This window comes from Lelliottia jeotgali, assembly GCF_016771845.1.
In the GTDB taxonomy this organism is placed as follows: domain Bacteria; phylum Pseudomonadota; class Gammaproteobacteria; order Enterobacterales; family Enterobacteriaceae; genus Enterobacter; species Enterobacter jeotgali.
This window is the reverse complement of record NZ_JAENMQ010000009.1, coordinates 130,736-147,985: the sequence shown is the minus strand read 5'-3', so window position 1 is coordinate 147,985 and position 17,250 is coordinate 130,736. Positions and strand designations below refer to the sequence as shown.

Sequence of the window (17,250 nt, the reverse complement as noted above, 5' to 3'; positions counted from 1 at the left end):
ATAAACATCCGACTGGGGCTGCACATTGTCGCATCGCTCAATTTTAAATGCCTGTTCAAACGTTATTTTGAGCATATGCACAACATCATGGGCGCTGATGCACAGATTTACGCATTGCCTCCCAGGCGGCGCTATGGCTCGCACCGATGAGTGATCTCGGTCACATTTTTATCGTTTCAGTCCTGACATTCTTTATCCAAGAAGGCAGCGTCTTTATTTCTGACAATAAGAAAATAAACACTCGCTTAACAGCATTTAATATCTAAAGTTTTACTGGAGAATAATGAGCAATGGCCGACATTAACATTCGACAAACGTCGCCGACGGCGTTCTATATAAAGGTGCACGACACGGATAACGTGGCGATTATTGTTAACGACAATGGCCTGAAAGCCGGAACGCGTTTCCCAGATGGCCTGACGCTGATTGAACATATTCCCCAGGGGCACAAAGTCGCACTGGTCGATATTCCTGCTCACGGTGAAATCGTCCGTTACGGGGAAGTCATCGGCTACGCCGTACGGGCTCTCCCGCAGGGCAGCTGGATTGACGAATCGTTAGTTGAACTGCCGAAAGCGCCGCCGCTGAATACCCTGCCGCTGGCGACACGCGTGCCTGAACCGCTACCGCCGCTGGAAGGCTACACCTTCGAAGGCTATCGCAACAAAGATGGCAGTGTCGGCACCAAAAACCTGCTCGGCATTACCACCAGCGTGCATTGTGTGGCGGGCGTGGTGGATTACGTGGTGAAAATCATCGAGCGCGATCTGCTGCCAAAATACCCGAACGTCGACGGTGTGGTGGGTCTGAACCACCTGTACGGCTGTGGCGTGGCGATCAATGCCCCGGCTGCCGTGGTGCCGATTCGCACCATTCACAACATTTCGCTTAACCCGAATTTTGGCGGAGAAGTGATGGTGATTGGTCTGGGCTGTGAGAAGCTCCAGCCAGAACGTCTGTTGCAGGGCACTGAAGATGTGCAGGCGATTGCGGTGGATGATGCCAGCATTGTCCGCCTGCAGGACGAGCATCACGTCGGCTTTAAATCAATGGTTGACGATATTCTCCAGGTCGCGGTGCGCCACCTGGAAAAACTCAACCAACGCCAGCGCGAAACGTGCCCGGCATCTGAGCTGGTTGTCGGTACTCAGTGCGGCGGCAGCGATGCATTCTCTGGCGTCACGGCCAACCCGGCTGTTGGCTATGCTTCAGACCTGTTTGTACGCTGCGGTGCTACGGTGATGTTCTCAGAAGTGACCGAAGTGCGCGATGCGATCCACCTCCTCACCCCGCGCGCCATTAACGAAGAAGTGGGCAAACGCCTGCTGGAAGAGATGGCCTGGTACGACAATTATCTCGATATGGGGCAAACCGACCGCAGCGCGAACCCGTCTCCGGGCAACAAAAAAGGTGGGCTGGCGAACGTGGTTGAAAAAGCTCTCGGATCGATTGCCAAATCCGGCCAGAGCGCGATCTCCGAAGTGCTTTCTCCGGGTCAACGCCCAACAAAACGCGGCCTGATTTATGCCGCCACACCGGCCAGCGATTTCGTTTGCGGCACGCAGCAGGTGGCGTCGGGCATTACGGTGCAAGTGTTCACGACCGGGCGCGGCACGCCGTACGGCCTGATGGCGGTGCCGGTGATCAAAATGGCGACCCGCACCGAGCTGGCAAACCGCTGGTATGACTTAATGGACATCAACGCGGGGACGATTGCGACGGGTGAAGAGACTATTGAGGACGTGGGCTGGAAACTGTTCCACTTTATTTTGGATGTGGCGAGCGGGCGTAAGAAAACCTTCTCTGACCAATGGGGATTGCACAACCAGCTGGCGGTGTTTAACCCGGCTCCGGTGACGTGATGCCTTTTGCCCGGTGGCGCTACGCTTACCAGGCCTACGGGTTTTGTAGGCCGGGTAAGGCGCAGCCGCCACCCGGCAAAATTTATGCTTACTCTTTTACCCGCACCACTTCAATCCCCGACCGCTGAAGCTCCTGTAAGCTCTCCGCCGGAATGCCTTCGTCGGTGATGACCATATCGATACGCGGGGTATCGATGATTTTATGCAGACTTGAGCGATTGAACTTGCTTGAGTCGGTGACCACGATAATACGCTCCGCCACTTCGCACATCTTCCGATTCAGCCTGGCTTCATCCTCATTATGCGTACTGACACCTCGGTCCGTATCAATAGCATCCACGCCCAGAAACAGCAGATCGAAATGATAATTTTGCAGTGACTGCTCGGCCTGGTCGCCGTAAAACGACTGCGATTGTCGACGCAGATGGCCGCCGGTCATCAGCAGCTCAACGCCTTCAGCCTCCAGCAGTGCATTCGCCACGTTCATGCCGTTGGTCATGGCAATCACATCATTATGCTGGCGCAGCATGCGCGCGATTTCGTAGGTGGTGGTCCCGGAGTCAAGAATGATGCGATGGCCAGGTTTAATCAGATCCGCCGCCGCCTGCGCAATACTGCGTTTGACCGCTGTATTAAGCGAACTTTTATCCTCGACGGAAGGCTCTACGCCAGGCGTATTCCCGTCGCAAATCAACGCGCCACCGTAGGCGCGAACGGCGATGCCCTGTTTTTCGAGGAACGCCAGATCGTTACGGATCGTCACCGTTGAAACACCATAAAGCTGCGAAAGATCGTTTACCTGTACGCTTCCCTGCTGCCGCAGCCGCTGGATAATGTGTTCACGCCTTTCGCTGGTGCCAGTGATGCGCTTTTCCATAGAGGAATCAGTGCTGCTCATACGAGCTCCTTTGAGAAAATCTTTCGTTTCATTTCGTTTTATCCATTAACGCCTTTCTTTTGCGGGAATGCAAGCCCCATTAGCCTGCCAACCGTGGCTGATACCTTTGCTGAAACCTTTCATTATGTTTCTTTTGTGAAACAGATCGGAAAACTATTATCTTTCGTTTTATTTTTATAGCACCATCGCGCAGTATAAAGTGAAATAAAACGAAAGATAAGCACGCGAACCATCCAACGTGGAGAGGAAAGTGAAACATCTTATTGAAATGGTGGAATTGCATAAAGCTGGTGCAGCCAACGGAATTTATGCCGTCTGCTCCGCACATCCGCTGGTACTCGAAGCTGCCATTCGCTTCGCCGGCGATAGTCACACCGCCCTGCTGGTTGAAGCAACGTCCAACCAGGTGGATCAGTTTGGCGGCTACACGGGCATGACACCCGCCGATTTTCACGGCTTTGTCAGCCAGCTTGCCGAGCGTCTCAACTTCCCGCTCTCGCAGCTGATTTTAGGCGGCGATCATCTCGGCCCAAATCGCTGGCAAAACCTCACCGCCAGTGAAGCAATGGCGAACGCTGACGATCTGATCAAAAGCTACGTGGCCGCAGGATTCACAAAGATCCACCTCGATTGCAGCATGTCCTGCGAGGACGATCCGGTTCCACTGACGGATGAGATCGTCGCAGAGCGCGCCGCGCGACTGGCAAAAATAGCTGAACAGGCCCGCCGCGAACATTTTGGCGAATCTGACCTGGTGTACATCATTGGCACAGAAGTCCCTGTTCCCGGCGGTGCTCATGAGGCGTTAACCGAGCTGGAAGTCACTACACCCGAAGCGGCGCGCGCCACGCTGGAAGCCCATCGCCTCGCTTTCGAAAAACAGGGGCTGGCTGATATCTGGCCGCGCATCATCGGGCTGGTAGTGCAACCAGGCGTCGAATTCGATAACACCCACGTGATTGACTATCGGCCAGAAAAAGCCGTCGCACTGAGCGAAATGGTGAACGCCTATGATTCGCTCGTCTTTGAAGCGCACTCCACCGACTACCAAACACCGCAGGCCCTGCGCCAGCTGGTGAAAGATCACTTCGCGATTTTAAAAGTGGGCCCGGCGCTGACCTTTGCCCTGCGTGAAGCCCTGTTCTCGCTGGCCGCTATTGAAGAAGAGCTGCTGCCCGCCAAAGCCAGCTCCGGCCTGCGTCAGGTGCTGGAAAGCGTGATGCTGGATCGCCCCGAATACTGGCAAAGCCACTACCACGGTGACGGCAACGCGCGACGACTGGCTCGCGGCTACAGCTATTCGGATCGCGTTCGCTACTACTGGCCGGACAGCCAGATCGACGACGCCTTCGAACGACTGGTGCGTAATCTGGCGGATGAGCCTATTCCGCTCCCGCTCGTGAGTCAGTACTTACCGCTGCAGTATCGAAAAGTTCGCGAGGAGGCTCTCAAGGCGACACCGCGAGAACTCATCATCGACCACATTCAGGACATACTGCGCCAGTATCACGCGGCCTGTCAGGGCACGTCGTCCCATAACGCATAACAACGAAGAGGATAATGCTATGCCAAACATTGTCTTATGCCGCATCGATGAGCGTCTAATCCACGGTCAGGTCGGCGTTCAGTGGGTCGGATTCGCAGGTGCGAATCTGGTGCTGGTCGCCAATGATGAGGTCGCTGAGGATTCGGTCCAGCAAAACCTGATGGAAATGGTGCTGGCAGAAGGTATCGACGTGCGCTTCTGGTCTCTGCAAAAAGTGATCGACAACATTCATCGCGCGGCAGACCGCCAGAAAATCCTGCTGGTCTGCAAATCACCCGCCGATTTTCTGACCCTCGTCGAGGGTGGCGTTCCGGTTAAACGTATCAATGTGGGAAACATGCACTACGCCAGTGGCAAACAACAAATTGCCAAAACGGTCTCTGTCGATGCCGGTGATATCGCGGCATTTAGCGGCCTGAAAGCCGCCGGGGTGGAATGCTTTGTTCAGGGCGTTCCGACAGAACCCGCTTTGGATCTCTTTAAACTACTCTGAGGGATTCACAATGGAAATCAGTCTGTTGCAGGCATTCGCGTTGGGCATTCTCGCCTTTATCGCGGGCCTGGATATGTTCAACGGGTTAACACACATGCACCGCCCTGTGGTGCTTGGGCCACTGGTTGGCCTGATTCTGGGCGATCTGCATACGGGGATTTTGACCGGCGGGACGCTGGAACTGGTGTGGATGGGTCTTGCCCCGCTGGCAGGCGCGCAGCCCCCAAACGTCATTATCGGCACCATCGTCGGGACCACCTTCGCCATCACCACGGGTGTGAAACCGGAGGTCGCCGTCGGCGTCGCCGTGCCGTTCGCCGTGGCGGTGCAGATGGGCATTACCTTCCTGTTCTCGGTGATGTCCGGCGTGATGGCCCGCTGCGACAAAATGGCGGCGAACGCCGATACCAACGGGATCGAGCGGGTGAATTATCTGGCGCTGCTGGCCCTCGGGATATTCTATTTTCTCTGCGCATTCCTGCCGATTTACTTCGGGGCAGAACATGCCAAAACCGCCATTGACGTGCTGCCGGCTCGCCTGATTGATGGTCTCGGCGTGGCGGGCGGCATCATGCCTGCGATTGGCTTTGCCGTGCTGCTGAAAATCATGATGAAAAACGTCTACATCCCGTATTTCATCCTCGGTTTTGTTGCCGCCGCGTGGCTCAAACTGCCGGTGCTGGCGATTGCTGCCGCTGCGCTGGCAATGGCATTGATCGATTTTGTGCGTAAATCACCGGAACCGGCCGCGCCGGTCGCTCAGAAAGAGGAATTCGAAGATGGCATCTAATCAAACGACTCTGCCGACTGTTTCCGATACCGACGAGACGCTGCTGTCCGGCGTGAATGAAAATATCTATGAAGATCAGACTATCGGTGCGGAGCTGACGAAAAAGGATATCAACCGCGTGACGTGGCGTTCGATGCTGCTGCAGGCGTCGTTCAACTACGAGCGTATGCAGGCTTCGGGCTGGCTGTATGGCCTGCTTCCGGCATTGAAAAAAATCCACACTAACAAACGCGATCTGGCTCGCGCCATGAAAGGCCACATGGGATTTTTCAACACCCATCCGTTCCTGGTGACCTTTGTGATCGGCATTATCCTGGCGATGGAACGTTCCAAGCAGGATGTGAACAGCATTCAAAGCACTAAAATTGCGGTAGGTGCACCGCTTGGGGGAATTGGCGATGCCATGTTCTGGCTAACGCTATTGCCCATCTGCGGCGGTATCGGTGCCAGCCTCGCGCTGCAAGGCTCAATTCTTGGCGCAGTCGTGTTTATTGTGATGTTTAACGTGGTACATCTGGGGCTGCGTTTTGGGCTGGCGCACTATGCTTATCGGATGGGTGTCGCCGCTATTCCACTGATCAAAGCCAACACCAAAAAGGTAGGCCATGCGGCGTCTATTGTCGGGATGACGGTCATTGGTGCGCTGGTCGCCACCTATGTGCGCCTGAACACTACGCTTGAGATCACGGCGGGCGATGCGGTGGTGAAACTGCAAACCGATGTTATCGACAAGCTGATGCCCGCGTTTCTGCCGCTGGTCTACACCCTGACGATGTTCTGGCTGGTACGCCGTGGCTGGAGTCCGTTACGCCTGATTGGCATCACGGTGGTTCTGGGCGTAGTCGGTAAGTTCTGTCACTTCCTTTAAATTGAAAGAGGTCTTCGATGTTAGGCATTATTTTGACGGGCCACGGTGGATTTGCCAGCGGGCTGGAAAAAGCGATGAAGCAGATCCTCGGTGAACAGGAACAGTTTGTCGCCATCGACTTTCCCGAAACCTCCACCACTGCGCTGCTGACTTCGCAGCTGGAACAGGCGATTGGCAGCCTGGACGGTGGGCAAGACATCGTCTTTCTGACCGACTTACTCGGCGGCACGCCGTTTCGCGTCGCCTCGACGATGGCGATGGAAAAACCGGGCTGGGAAGTGATCACCGGCACCAACTTGCAGCTGCTGCTGGAGATGGTAATGGAGCGTGACGGCCTGAGCAGTGAAGCGTTTCGTTTGCAGGCTCTGGAGTGCGGGCATCGCGGGCTGACCAGTCTGGTCGATGAACTCGGGCGCTGTCGCGAAGAAAAGCCCGTTGAGGAAGGCATCTAAACACTGATTTTATTCCGGGCAGGCTCTCCCCCTTAGCCCTTTTATTGTGTATGACCTTGGCCTTCGGTGAGATCCGCAAGGCCTTTCTTTTCCTTTCTAAAAACCCCTGAACTCACATTTTCGTTTTATTTCTTTTATACCTGTTGATCTTTCGATTTCCTTTCGATAAATTTTAATCAATCGAACAAGTGAAACGAAACGAAAGATAAGGCACTGTTGCTGAAGTCTGCTGTCGGTTTCACCCTACTAAGGACTGCGTTATGCCAGAAACCAAAACTGCCACCGGCACCTGGACGGAAAAAGAGATCCGTCAGCAGCCAGAATGCTGGAGCCGTTCGCTTAATCATATCGACAACATTAGACAGACTCTCGATCAGTTCCTCTCCCCGTTGTTACAAAAAGACGATCTGCGAATCGTGCTGACGGGTGCGGGAACATCGGCATTTATCGGCGACATTATCGCCCCGTGGCTTTCGCGCCACACCGGGAAAAATTTTAGTGCTATTCCGACCACCGATCTGGTGACCAACCCGATGGATTATCTGAGCCCGGCGCATCCATTGCTGCTGGTCTCTTTCGCCCGCTCCGGCAACAGCCCGGAAAGCGTGGCGGCCGTAGAGCTGGCAAACCAGTTCGTCCCTGAGTGTTATCACCTGTCGATCACCTGTAACGAGGCCGGTAGCCTCTACAAAAATGCGGTCGATAGCGACAACGCTTTCGCTCTGCTGATGCCTGCCGAAACCCACGATCGCGGTTTTGCGATGACCAGCAGCATCACCACCATGATGGCCAGCTGCCTCGCGGTGTTCGCCCCGGACACGATCAACAGCAACACCTTCCAGGACGTGGCGGATCGCTGTCAGTCGATCCTCTCTTCACTCAGCGATTTCAGCCAGGGTGTATTTGGCGAGAAACCGTGGAAGCGGATCGTTTATCTCGGTAGCGGCGGTTTGCAGGCAGCCGCGCGTGAATCCGCGCTGAAAGTGCTGGAGTTGACTGCCGGGAAAGTGGTTGCCTTTTACGACTCACCAACCGGATTCCGTCATGGCCCGAAATCATTGATCGATAACGAAACGCTGGTGGTGGTGTTTGTCTCCAGCCATCCGTGTACGCGTCAGTACGATCTTGACCTGCTGGAAGAGTTGCGCCGCGATGGCCAAGCAATGCACGTCGTCGCCATCACCGCTGAACACGATCCGGTGACCGACTCCGGCCCTCACATTCTGCTGCCCGCTTCACGCCCGTTCCTCGATGTAGAACTGGCCTTCTGTTTCCTGATTTACGCCCAGGTGTTCGCATTAACGCAGTCAATTAACGTCGGGAATAACCCGGACACCCCATCCGTCAGCGGCACTGTGAACCGCGTGGTGCAAGGCGTTGTGATTCACCCGTGGCAGACCCCAAGGAGCGCATCATGAGCATCATCTCAACCAAATATCTTCTGCAGGATGCGCAGGCAAAAGGGTACGCCGTGCCTGCGTTTAACATCCACAACGCTGAGACGATCCAGGCGATCCTCGAAGTGTGCAGCGAAATGCGATCCCCGGTGATCCTCGCCGGGACGCCCGGCACCTTTAAACATATCGCACTCGAAGAGATCTACGCCCTGTGTAGCGCCTACTCCATTAGCTACGACATGCCGCTGGCGCTGCACCTCGATCACCATGAATCTCTGGAGGATATTCGCCGCAAGGTCAACGCTGGCGTACGCAGCGCGATGATTGACGGCAGCCATTTCCCGTTCGAGCAGAATGTGAAACTGGTGAAATCGGTGGTGGATTTCTGCCATCTCAATGATTGCAGCGTCGAGGCAGAACTGGGACGGCTGGGCGGCGTGGAGGACGACATGAGCGTGGACGCCGAAAGCGCGTTTCTGACCGATCCGCAGGAGGCCAGGCGCTTTGTCGAACTGACCGGCGTCGACAGCCTGGCGGTGGCGATTGGCACGGCGCATGGTCTGTACACCAAAACGCCGAAAATTGATTTTAAGCGTCTGGGCGAGATCCGCGATGTGGTGGATATTCCGCTGGTGCTGCACGGTGCGAGCGATGTGCCCGATGAGTATGTGCGTCGCACCATTGAGCTGGGCGTGTGCAAGGTGAACGTGGCGACGGAGCTGAAAATCGCATTTTCCGACGCAGTCAAAGCGTGGTTCCGAGAAAATCCGCAGGGTAACGACCCGCGTTACTACATGCGGGTGGGCATGGATGCCATGAAAGAAGTGGTCAAAAACAAAATCAACGTCTGCGGTTCGGCCAATAAGCTGGTGCTCGACTCGACAACCGTTGCATAAATACAACAACACTCACAATCCAATATCGGCAGGAAGAAAGACTATGAGTAGCCCCAATATTCTCTTAACCCGGATCGATAACCGCCTGGTGCATGGCCAGGTGGGTGTGACATGGACATCAACTATCGGTGCCAATTTGTTGATCGTCGTCGACGATGAGGTTGCCAAAGACGAGATCCAACAAAAACTCATGGGGATCACCGCGGATACCTACGGTTTTGGTATCCGCTTTTTCTCCATCGAGAAGACTATCGCCATCATTGAAAAAGCCGCGCCGCACCAGAAAATTTTCCTGATTTGTCGCACGCCGGACATCGTCAGAAAACTGATTGAAGGCGGCGTGCCGCTCAATGATGTCAACGTTGGGAATATGCACTTTTCGGAAGGCAAAAAACAAATCAGCAGCAAGGTGTATGTCGACGAACGGGATCTCGACGATCTGCGTTTTATCAAGCGCAGCGGCGTGAATCTCTTTATCCAGGATGTTCCGGGGGACGCAAAAGAAGGTATCCCCGATTAGTGGCAGTGTCTCGACATTCAAATAGCTGAAGTCATCATTACGAGGCAAAAAAATGCACGAAATAACATTAATTCAGGGGATATCCCTGGCTGCTTTAGTTTTCTTTCTAGGGATAGATTTTTGGCTGGAAGCGCTGTTTCTGTTTCGCCCGATCATTGTCTGTACGCTTACCGGGGCGATTCTGGGCGATATCCACATTGGCCTCATCACCGGCGGTTTGACTGAGCTGGCCTTTGCTGGTTTAACGCCTGCCGGGGGCGTACAGCCACCGAACCCGATCATGGCCGGGGTGATGACTACCGTCATTGCCTTTTCGACCGGCGTCGATGCGAAAACCGCCATCGGGCTTGGGCTGCCGTTTAGCCTGCTAATGCAGTACGTGATTCTGTTCTTCTACTCGGCATTCTCGCTGTTTATGTCGAAGGCCGATAAGTATGCGAAAGAGACCAATACCTCCGCTTTCGCCCGGCTGAACTGGACCACGACGCTGATTGTCGCCTGCACCTACGCCATTATCACCTTCCTGTGCACTTACCTGGCACAAGGGGCGATGCAGGCGCTGGTCAAAGCGATGCCAGCCTGGCTGACCCACGGCTTTGAAGTGGCGGGGGGTATTCTGCCAGCGGTCGGTTTTGGCTTGCTGCTTCGCGTGATGTTCAAGGCGCAGTACATCCCTTATCTCATCGCCGGATTCTTGTTTGTCTGTTACATCCAGGTCAGCAATCTGCTGCCGGTAGCCGTGTTAGGTGCCGGATTCGCAGTGTATGAATTCTTTAACGCTAAAGCCAAAAACGCGGCGCAGCCACCCGCAAATACCGCGAAAAAAGATGAAGAGGATTACAGCAATGGGATCTGAAATCAGTAAAAAAGACATTACGCGCCTGGGGTTCCGATCCTCTCTGTTGCAGGCGAGCTTTAACTACGAACGCATGCAAGCAGGCGGTTTTACCTGGGCGATGTTGCCGATCCTGAAGAAGATCTATAAAGGCGACAAAGAAGGTCTCAGCGCGGCGATGAAGGATCATCTGGAATTTATCAATACCCACCCAAACCTGGTCGGGTTCCTGATGGGGCTGCTGATCTCTATGGAGGAGAAAGGTGAAGACCGTAGCACCATCAAAGGGCTGAAAGTGGCGCTGTTTGGCCCTATCGCTGGGATCGGTGACGCAATTTTCTGGTTTACGCTGCTGCCGATCATGGCGGGGATTTGCTCTTCCTTTGCCAGCCAGGGCAACCTGCTGGGACCGATCCTGTTCTTCGGCGTTTATCTTGCGATCTTCTTCCTGCGCGTCGGCTGGACCCACGTGGGTTATACGGTGGGGATCAAGGCTATCGATAAGGTGCGAGAAAATTCGCAGATGATTGCCCGCTCGGCAACGATTCTCGGGATCACGGTGATCGGTGGGCTGATTGCCTCATACGTACATATCAACGTGGTAACTAGCTTCGCTATCGACGCCACTCATAGCGTGGCGCTGCAAAAGGACTTCTTCGATAAAGTGTTCCCGAACATTTTGCCGATGGGTTATACCCTGCTGATGTACTACCTGCTCCGGGTGAAGAAAGCGCATCCGGTGCTGTTGATTGCCGTCACGTTTGTGCTGGCGATTGTCGGGTCGGCGCTGGGGATTTTGTAACGAAGGACGCGCCGGGCGGCGCTGCGCTTGCCCGGCCTACAATTAGCGGATTTCTTCCGACATTTCTTCCGACATTTCTTCCGACATTTCTTCCGACATTTCTTCCGACATTTCTTCCGACATTTCTTCCGACATTTTATGTCGGATAAGAAGGAACATTATTCCCCCTGCTGCTCCAGCGCATGCTTGTACAGCGCATTCTTTTTCACGCCGTGGATTTCGGCGGCAAGCGCAGCGGCTTTTTTCAGCGGCAGTTCGGCTTGCAGGAGCGCCAGGGTGCGCAGCGCTTCGGCAGGCAGCGCGTCTTCTTGCGCTTTATGGCCTTCAACAATCAGGACCATCTCACCCTTACGGCGGTTTTCGTCCTCTTTCACCCACGCCAGCAGTTCACCGACCGGTGCGCCGTGGATGTTTTCCCAGGTTTTGGTCAGCTCGCGGGCCAGCACCACGTAGCGGGACTCGCCCCAGACGGCGACCATATCTTCTAAACTGTCCAGCAGACGGTGGGTGGATTCATAGAAAATCAGGGTACGCGGTTCGGCTTCAAGATCTTTCAGTACGTCGCGGCGGCCTTTGGATTTTGCCGGTAAGAAACCTTCGTAGCAGAAACGGTCGGATGGCAGACCCGCAGCGCTCAGCGCGGCAATCGCGGCGCACGGCCCCGGCAGAGGCACCACGCGGATACCTGCTTCGCGGCAGGTACGCACCAGATGATAGCCAGGATCGTTAATCAGCGGCGTGCCGGCATCAGACACCAGTGCGATGTTCGTCCCTTCTTTCAGTTTGGCCACCAGCGATTCGGCTTTTTGTTGCTCATTGTGATCGTGCAAAGCGAACATTTTGGCGCTAATGGCGAAGTGTTGCAGCAGCAGGCCGGTGTGGCGAGTGTCTTCAGCGGCAATTAAATCAACAGCTTGTAAAACGGTGAGCGCACGTTGGGTAATATCAGACAAATTCCCGATAGGAGTAGGTACAATATAAAGCTGGCCTTGAGAATTATCTGCCGTTTCGTGTTGTTTCATTGTTTAGTCCGTATTGCCGATTTAATATTGAGCATTGCCTAAAAAATATCACTGGATACAGTATGGTACCCTTAACGTTTCTTCGAACAAAAGCTTCGCGCAGCCTGCCCATTGTGCTGGCAGCCTTGATTTTCGCAGGCTGTGGCACTCAGGCGCCCGATCAGACTGCTGCCCATATGGAGGGTACTGCGCAGGCTGATTCCGGCTATTATCTGCAACAGATGTCGCAAAGCTCAGATGATACCAAGACCAACTGGCAATTACTTGCCATTCGTTCACTGCTGAAAGAGGGCAAAACCCAGCAGGCGGTCGATCTGTACAACCAGTTGCCGCAGGAATTGAACGATACTCAGCGTCGCGAACAGACTCTGCTGTCGGCGGAAGTGAAAACCGCGCAGAAAGATTATCCGGCCGCGAAAAAGATCCTCGCCGATATCGACGTAAAAGCGCTGGATAACAACCAGCAGGCGCGCTACTGGCAGGCGACGATTGCCGCCGAACAGGGTCGCCCTTCTCTGCCATTGCTTCGCGCACTGATTGCCCAGGAGCCGCTGCTGAGCGGTGACGCTAAGCAGAAAAATATCGACGCCACCTGGCAGGCGCTGTCGGCCATGACGCCAGAGCAGGCACAAACGCTGGTGATCAACGCCGACGAAAACGTGCTGCAGGGCTGGCTGGATCTGCAACAAATGTGGTTCACCAACCGCAGCGATCCGAAGATGCTGAAAGCCGGAATCACCGACTGGCAGACCCGTTATCCGCAAAATCCAGGCGCGAAAATGCTGCCAACGCAGCTGGTTAACGTACAGAATTTCAAACCAGCATCCGTGAATAAAATCGCCTTGTTACTGCCTCTGAACGGCCAGGCGGCGGTGTTTGGTCGCACCATTCAGCAGGGTTTTGAAGCGGCGAAAAATGGCACCACTGCGGTTGCGGGCAGCGCGGTTCCAGCGCAAGCCGCACAGGCAGCCAACGTGAATGACGTGGTGAGCCCATCTGCGGCGGAAACTACTGATTTAACCACCACACAGGCGCCTGCCCAGGGCACCCTGCAAAATCCGGTGACGGCGCCAACGACGCCTCCGACCACTGCTCCTGCGCAACAACCGCAAGCTCCGGCGGCACAGCAAGCGCCAGCCGCTCCGGCGACTGATGCAGCTGTCGCGCAGCCGCAAACCGCAGCAACACCGGAACAACAGCCCGCCGCACAGCCGCAGTCCGTTGCCAACACAACCGCTAATCCAGGCGCTGAGCTGAAGATTTATGACACCAGTTCGCAGCCGCTCGATCAAGTTCTGGCGCAGGTTCAGCAGGACGGCGCCAGCATTGTTGTCGGCCCACTGTTGAAGAACAACGTTGAAGAGCTGATGAAGAGCAATACCTCGCTGAACGTGCTGGCACTCAACCAGCCAGAGCAGGTGCAGAATCGTGCGAACATCTGCTACTTCGCTCTTTCCCCAGAAGATGAGGCTCGCGACGCCGCGCGCCATATCCACGAACAGGGAAAACAAGCGCCACTGCTGTTAACGCCGCGTAGCGCACTGGGCGATCGCGTGGCGAATGCCTTTGCTCAGGAGTGGCAGCAACTGGGTGGCGGCGTCGTGCTGCAGCAGAAATTTGGTTCAACGTCTGAGCTGCGTGCGGGCGTTAACGGCGGCTCGGGTATCGCCCTGACCGGCAGTCCGGTTTCAGCCAGCCTGCCGCAGCAGCAGGGTGTTACCATCGGCGGCCTGACCATCCCCGCTCCGCCGACTGACGCGCAAATCAGCGGTGGCGGTAAAGTGGATGCGGCCTATATCGTCGCGACACCGGAAGAGATTGCCTTTATTAAACCGATGATTGCGATGCGCAACGGCAGTCAGAGCGGAGTGACCCTCTACGCCAGCTCGCGCAGTGCGCAAGGTACGGCGGGCCCGGATTTCCGTCTGGAAATGGACGGCCTGCAGTACAGCGAGATCCCGATGCTGGCAGGCAGCAATCCGGCACTGATGCAACAGGCGCTGAGCAGCGTGCGTAACGATTACTCCCTCGCACGTCTCTACGCGATGGGTGTGGATGCGTGGGCGCTGGCGAACCACTTTACCCAGATGCGCCAGGTGCCGGGCTTTGAGCTTAACGGCAACACCGGCGATCTGACCGCCACACAGGATTGCGTGATTAACAGGAAGTTATCATGGCTCAAATACCAGCAGGGGCAGATCGTCCCGGCCAGTTAAGCCGCAAACAGACCGGCGACGCGTGGGAGTTAAAAGCGCGTCGCTGGCTGGAAGGCAAAGGACTGCGTTTTATCGCCGCCAACGTTCGTGAACGGGGCGGCGAAATTGATCTGATCATGAAAGAGGGTCAGGTAACCGTGTTTATTGAGGTCCGTTTTCGTCAGTCGTCCCGCTTTGGTGGCGCTGCCGCCAGCGTGACCCTCGCCAAACAACGAAAATTATTACAGACTGCCCACTTGTGGCTCGCCCGCCATAATGGGAGTTTTGATACTGTGGATTGCCGGTTCGATGTGGTAGCCTTCACCGGAAACGACGTAGAATGGCTGAAAAACGCCTTTAGCGAAGACGTCTAAAACAAAGTTTTAAAGGGATAACGTGCTCGAAAGAATTAAGGTTTGTTTCACAGAAAGCATTCAAACTCAGATTGCTGCGGCGGAAGCCCTCCCGGATGCTATTTCTCGTGCCGCGATGACGCTGGTGCAGTCCCTGCTGAACGGCAACAAAATCCTCTGTTGTGGCAATGGCACATCGGCCGCCAACGCACAGCATTTTGCTGCCAGCATGATCAATCGTTTTGAAACAGAACGCCCAAGTTTACCTGCCATTGCACTTAATACCGATAATGTGGTCTTAACGGCGATCGCCAACGATCGTCTGCATGACGAAATATACGCAAAACAGGTGCGCGCCTTAGGGCATGCCGGGGATGTTCTGCTGGCGATTTCCACACGAGGTAATAGCCGCGATATCGTCAAAGCCGTTGAAGCGGCCGTGACGCGCGATATGACCATCGTCGCACTAACCGGCTATGACGGTGGCGAACTGGCGGGTCTGTTAGGGCCGCAGGATGTGGAGATCCGCATTCCTTCGCATCGCAGCGCGCGCATTCAGGAAATGCACATGCTGACGGTGAACTGCTTATGCGATCTGATCGATAACACGCTTTTCCCTCACCAGGAATGATTAAGGAGTACTAATGAAGGCATTAACGCCCCTCGCAGTCCTTATTTCTGCGCTGCTGCTTCAGGGATGCATCGCGGCGGCCGTTGTAGGCACCGCAGCTGTCGGCACCAAAGCCGCAACCGATCCGCGTTCCGTGGGAACTCAGGTTGACGACAGTACGCTGGAACTTCGCGTCAACAGCGCTCTGTCGAAAGACGAACAGATTAAGAAAGAAGCGCGTATTAACGTGACCGCTTATCAGGGCAAAGTGCTACTGGCAGGCCAGGCACCGAATATGGATCTCGCTTCCCGCGCCAAGCAAATCGCTATGGGCGTCGATGGGGCGACCGAGGTTTTCAACGAAGTACGTCAGGGCCAGCCGATTGGTCTGGGAACCGCATCGTCTGACACCTGGATAACCACCAAAGTGCGTTCTCAACTGTTGGGCAGCGATCAGGTGAAATCGTCAAACGTGAAAGTGACGACCGAGAATGGCGAAGTCTTCCTTCTCGGCCTGGTTACAGACCGTGAAGCCAAAGCGGCTGCGGATATTGCCAGCCGGGTGAGCGGCGTGAAGAAAGTCACCACCGCGTTTACCTTTATCAAATAAGAAAATCCCCGGCTCTGACCGGGGATTTTTTTGTCTTAAAGTAGCGCAATACTTCCTGTTATCACCCCACTCAATGCCACCAGCCCTCCCGTCAGCCACAGGGCTTTCGCCGGAAATGACTTACGCAGCATGATCAGCGACGGTAAACTTACCGCAGGTAGCGTCATGAGCAGCGCCAACGCGGGTGCCGCGCCCATCCCTGCCAGCATCATGGTTTGCACAATCGGAATTTCCGCCGCCGTCGGAATGACGAACAGACACCCAGCGACCGCCATCGCAATCACCCACAGCAGGGAATTATCGATCGCCCCGTCCGCGTGCGGGAACAACCAGACGCGCGCCGCGCCCAGAACCAGCACCGCCAGAATATAGACCGGGATTGTGCTCCAGAAGAGCTGCCACAGCGCTTTGCCCCAGCGGCTGAAAAAGCCGTCCTGTGATTCAATATGACTTACATCGAGAGTGCTCGCGGGTTGTGCGATATCTTTCACCAGAGACTGCACTAATGAGGCGACCACCAGCACCATAATCAGCCCGGCAACCAGGCGGATAAGTGCGAAATGCCAGCCCAGCACAAAGCCCATAAACACCAGCGTAGCCGGATTAAGAACGGGGTTTCCCATCCAGAACGCCAGCGCGCCGCCCATCGACACATTCTGACGACGCATGCCTGCCGTGACGGGCGCCGCGCAGCAGGAGCACATCATCCCCGGCAGCGAGAAGATCGTACCAAGCAGCGTTCCCTGAAAGCGCGGTTGTCCGAGCGTGCGCATTAACCAATTACGCGGAATGAGAACCTGAACCAGTGAACCTAAAAGCACGCCTAATACCGCGGCTTTCCAGACCGCCAGGAAGTAGACCATCGCGTAATCCCAGGCTGCCTGAAGTGGACTGGAATCGGTGTGGGCGAGAATAGATTTACCGATGCTATGGGTTTCGGCGGCAGTGAACGCTTTGCCGTAATAAGGCTGCCATTTCACATACCAAAGACCCACAATAACGACGAGAAAAAAGAGTGCGGGCTTCCACCACTGAAATGGCGTTGCCGCCTGAGATGAAGACTGACCAGTCATAGCATTCCCCGGAAGTGAGATTCGTTTA

Annotated in this window: 18 protein-coding genes; 15 read left to right on the top strand and 3 right to left on the bottom strand. The window is 55.2% G+C overall.

Annotated features, from left to right (window positions below):
- Positions 1–290: 290 nt before the first annotated feature.
- Positions 291–1,862 carry a galactarate dehydratase gene (garD, locus tag JBO43_RS16595; RefSeq protein WP_103947030.1) on the top strand — a complete coding sequence of 524 codons (1,572 nt, stop codon included), beginning with the start codon at positions 291–293 and terminating at the stop codon, positions 1,860–1,862.
- An 88-nt stretch (positions 1,863–1,950) separates the two neighbouring features.
- On the opposite strand, the gene JBO43_RS16590 is transcribed toward garD, so the two are convergent.
- Positions 1,951–2,760 carry a DeoR family transcriptional regulator gene (locus JBO43_RS16590; RefSeq protein WP_202674723.1) on the bottom strand — a complete coding sequence of 270 codons (810 nt, stop codon included), beginning with the start codon at positions 2,758–2,760 and terminating at the stop codon, positions 1,951–1,953.
- A 250-nt stretch (positions 2,761–3,010) separates the two neighbouring features.
- Between JBO43_RS16590 and kbaZ the strand changes: the two genes are divergently transcribed.
- From kbaZ to agaD, 10 genes are all read left to right on the top strand, one after another.
- Complete coding sequence (gene kbaZ / locus JBO43_RS16585; RefSeq protein ID WP_103947031.1) at positions 3,011–4,306, top strand: tagatose-bisphosphate aldolase subunit KbaZ; 1,296 nt, start codon at positions 3,011–3,013, stop codon at positions 4,304–4,306.
- A 19-nt stretch (positions 4,307–4,325) separates the two neighbouring features.
- Positions 4,326–4,799, top strand: coding sequence for a PTS N-acetylgalactosamine transporter subunit IIB (gene agaV / locus JBO43_RS16580; RefSeq protein ID WP_095283525.1), 474 nt, complete (start codon positions 4,326–4,328; stop codon positions 4,797–4,799).
- Between the two features lie 10 nt (positions 4,800–4,809).
- Positions 4,810–5,589, top strand: coding sequence for a PTS N-acetylgalactosamine transporter subunit IIC (gene agaW / locus JBO43_RS16575; protein ID WP_095283526.1), 780 nt, complete (start codon positions 4,810–4,812; stop codon positions 5,587–5,589).
- A complete protein-coding gene (gene agaE, locus JBO43_RS16570; RefSeq protein WP_202674722.1) occupies positions 5,579–6,457 on the top strand; it encodes a PTS N-acetylgalactosamine transporter subunit IID in 879 nt (292 codons plus the stop codon). Before agaW ends, agaE begins: the two co-directional genes overlap by 11 nt.
- Positions 6,458–6,474: 17 nt before the next feature.
- Positions 6,475–6,909 (top strand): PTS galactosamine/N-acetylgalactosamine transporter subunit IIA, encoded by a 435-nt coding sequence (agaF, locus tag JBO43_RS16565; protein ID WP_095283528.1) that lies wholly within the window; start codon positions 6,475–6,477, stop codon positions 6,907–6,909.
- Positions 6,910–7,169: 260 nt separating this feature from the next.
- Positions 7,170–8,327 carry an SIS domain-containing protein gene (locus JBO43_RS16560; RefSeq protein WP_202674721.1) on the top strand — a complete coding sequence of 386 codons (1,158 nt, stop codon included), beginning with the start codon at positions 7,170–7,172 and terminating at the stop codon, positions 8,325–8,327.
- Positions 8,324–9,202 carry a tagatose-bisphosphate aldolase subunit KbaY gene (kbaY, locus tag JBO43_RS16555; protein ID WP_095283530.1) on the top strand — a complete coding sequence of 293 codons (879 nt, stop codon included), beginning with the start codon at positions 8,324–8,326 and terminating at the stop codon, positions 9,200–9,202. Before JBO43_RS16560 ends, kbaY begins: the two co-directional genes overlap by 4 nt.
- 43 nt (positions 9,203–9,245) lie before the next feature.
- Entirely contained in the window at positions 9,246–9,722 is a 477-nt protein-coding gene (gene agaB, locus JBO43_RS16550) for a PTS galactosamine transporter subunit IIB (RefSeq protein WP_095283531.1), read from the top strand.
- A 52-nt stretch (positions 9,723–9,774) separates the two neighbouring features.
- Complete coding sequence (gene agaC, locus JBO43_RS16545; protein ID WP_095283532.1) at positions 9,775–10,578, top strand: PTS galactosamine transporter subunit IIC; 804 nt, start codon at positions 9,775–9,777, stop codon at positions 10,576–10,578.
- Positions 10,568–11,359: a PTS galactosamine transporter subunit IID gene (gene agaD / locus JBO43_RS16540; RefSeq protein WP_095283533.1), complete on the top strand. Its 792-nt coding sequence runs from the start codon at positions 10,568–10,570 to the stop codon at positions 11,357–11,359. Before agaC ends, agaD begins: the two co-directional genes overlap by 11 nt.
- 158 nt (positions 11,360–11,517) lie before the next feature.
- Here agaD and rsmI read toward each other — a convergent pair whose 3' ends face one another.
- On the bottom strand, positions 11,518–12,381 hold the full coding sequence (rsmI, locus tag JBO43_RS16535; protein ID WP_103947034.1) for a 16S rRNA (cytidine(1402)-2'-O)-methyltransferase: 864 nt from the start codon (positions 12,379–12,381) through the stop codon (positions 11,518–11,520).
- A 62-nt stretch (positions 12,382–12,443) separates the two neighbouring features.
- Here rsmI and JBO43_RS16530 point away from each other — a divergent pair, with 62 nt between their 5' ends.
- From JBO43_RS16530 to dolP, 4 genes are read left to right on the top strand one after another with little or no spacing between them, the layout of a single operon-like run.
- Entirely contained in the window at positions 12,444–14,597 is a 2,154-nt protein-coding gene (locus tag JBO43_RS16530) for a penicillin-binding protein activator (protein WP_095283535.1), read from the top strand.
- The gene (locus JBO43_RS16525) at positions 14,555–14,950 is read left to right on the top strand and encodes a YraN family protein (RefSeq protein WP_202674720.1); all 396 of its coding nucleotides are present in this window, start codon (positions 14,555–14,557) and stop codon (positions 14,948–14,950) included. Before JBO43_RS16530 ends, JBO43_RS16525 begins: the two co-directional genes overlap by 43 nt.
- Positions 14,951–14,972: 22 nt before the next feature.
- Positions 14,973–15,560, top strand: coding sequence for a DnaA initiator-associating protein DiaA (gene diaA / locus JBO43_RS16520; protein WP_095283537.1), 588 nt, complete (start codon positions 14,973–14,975; stop codon positions 15,558–15,560).
- A 13-nt stretch (positions 15,561–15,573) separates the two neighbouring features.
- Entirely contained in the window at positions 15,574–16,149 is a 576-nt protein-coding gene (gene dolP / locus JBO43_RS16515) for a division/outer membrane stress-associated lipid-binding lipoprotein (RefSeq protein ID WP_095283538.1), read from the top strand.
- 35 nt (positions 16,150–16,184) lie between these two features.
- Here dolP and JBO43_RS16510 read toward each other — a convergent pair whose 3' ends face one another.
- The gene (locus JBO43_RS16510) at positions 16,185–17,222 is read right to left on the bottom strand and encodes a permease (protein WP_095283539.1); all 1,038 of its coding nucleotides are present in this window, start codon (positions 17,220–17,222) and stop codon (positions 16,185–16,187) included.
- Positions 17,223–17,250 lie beyond the last annotated feature (28 nt).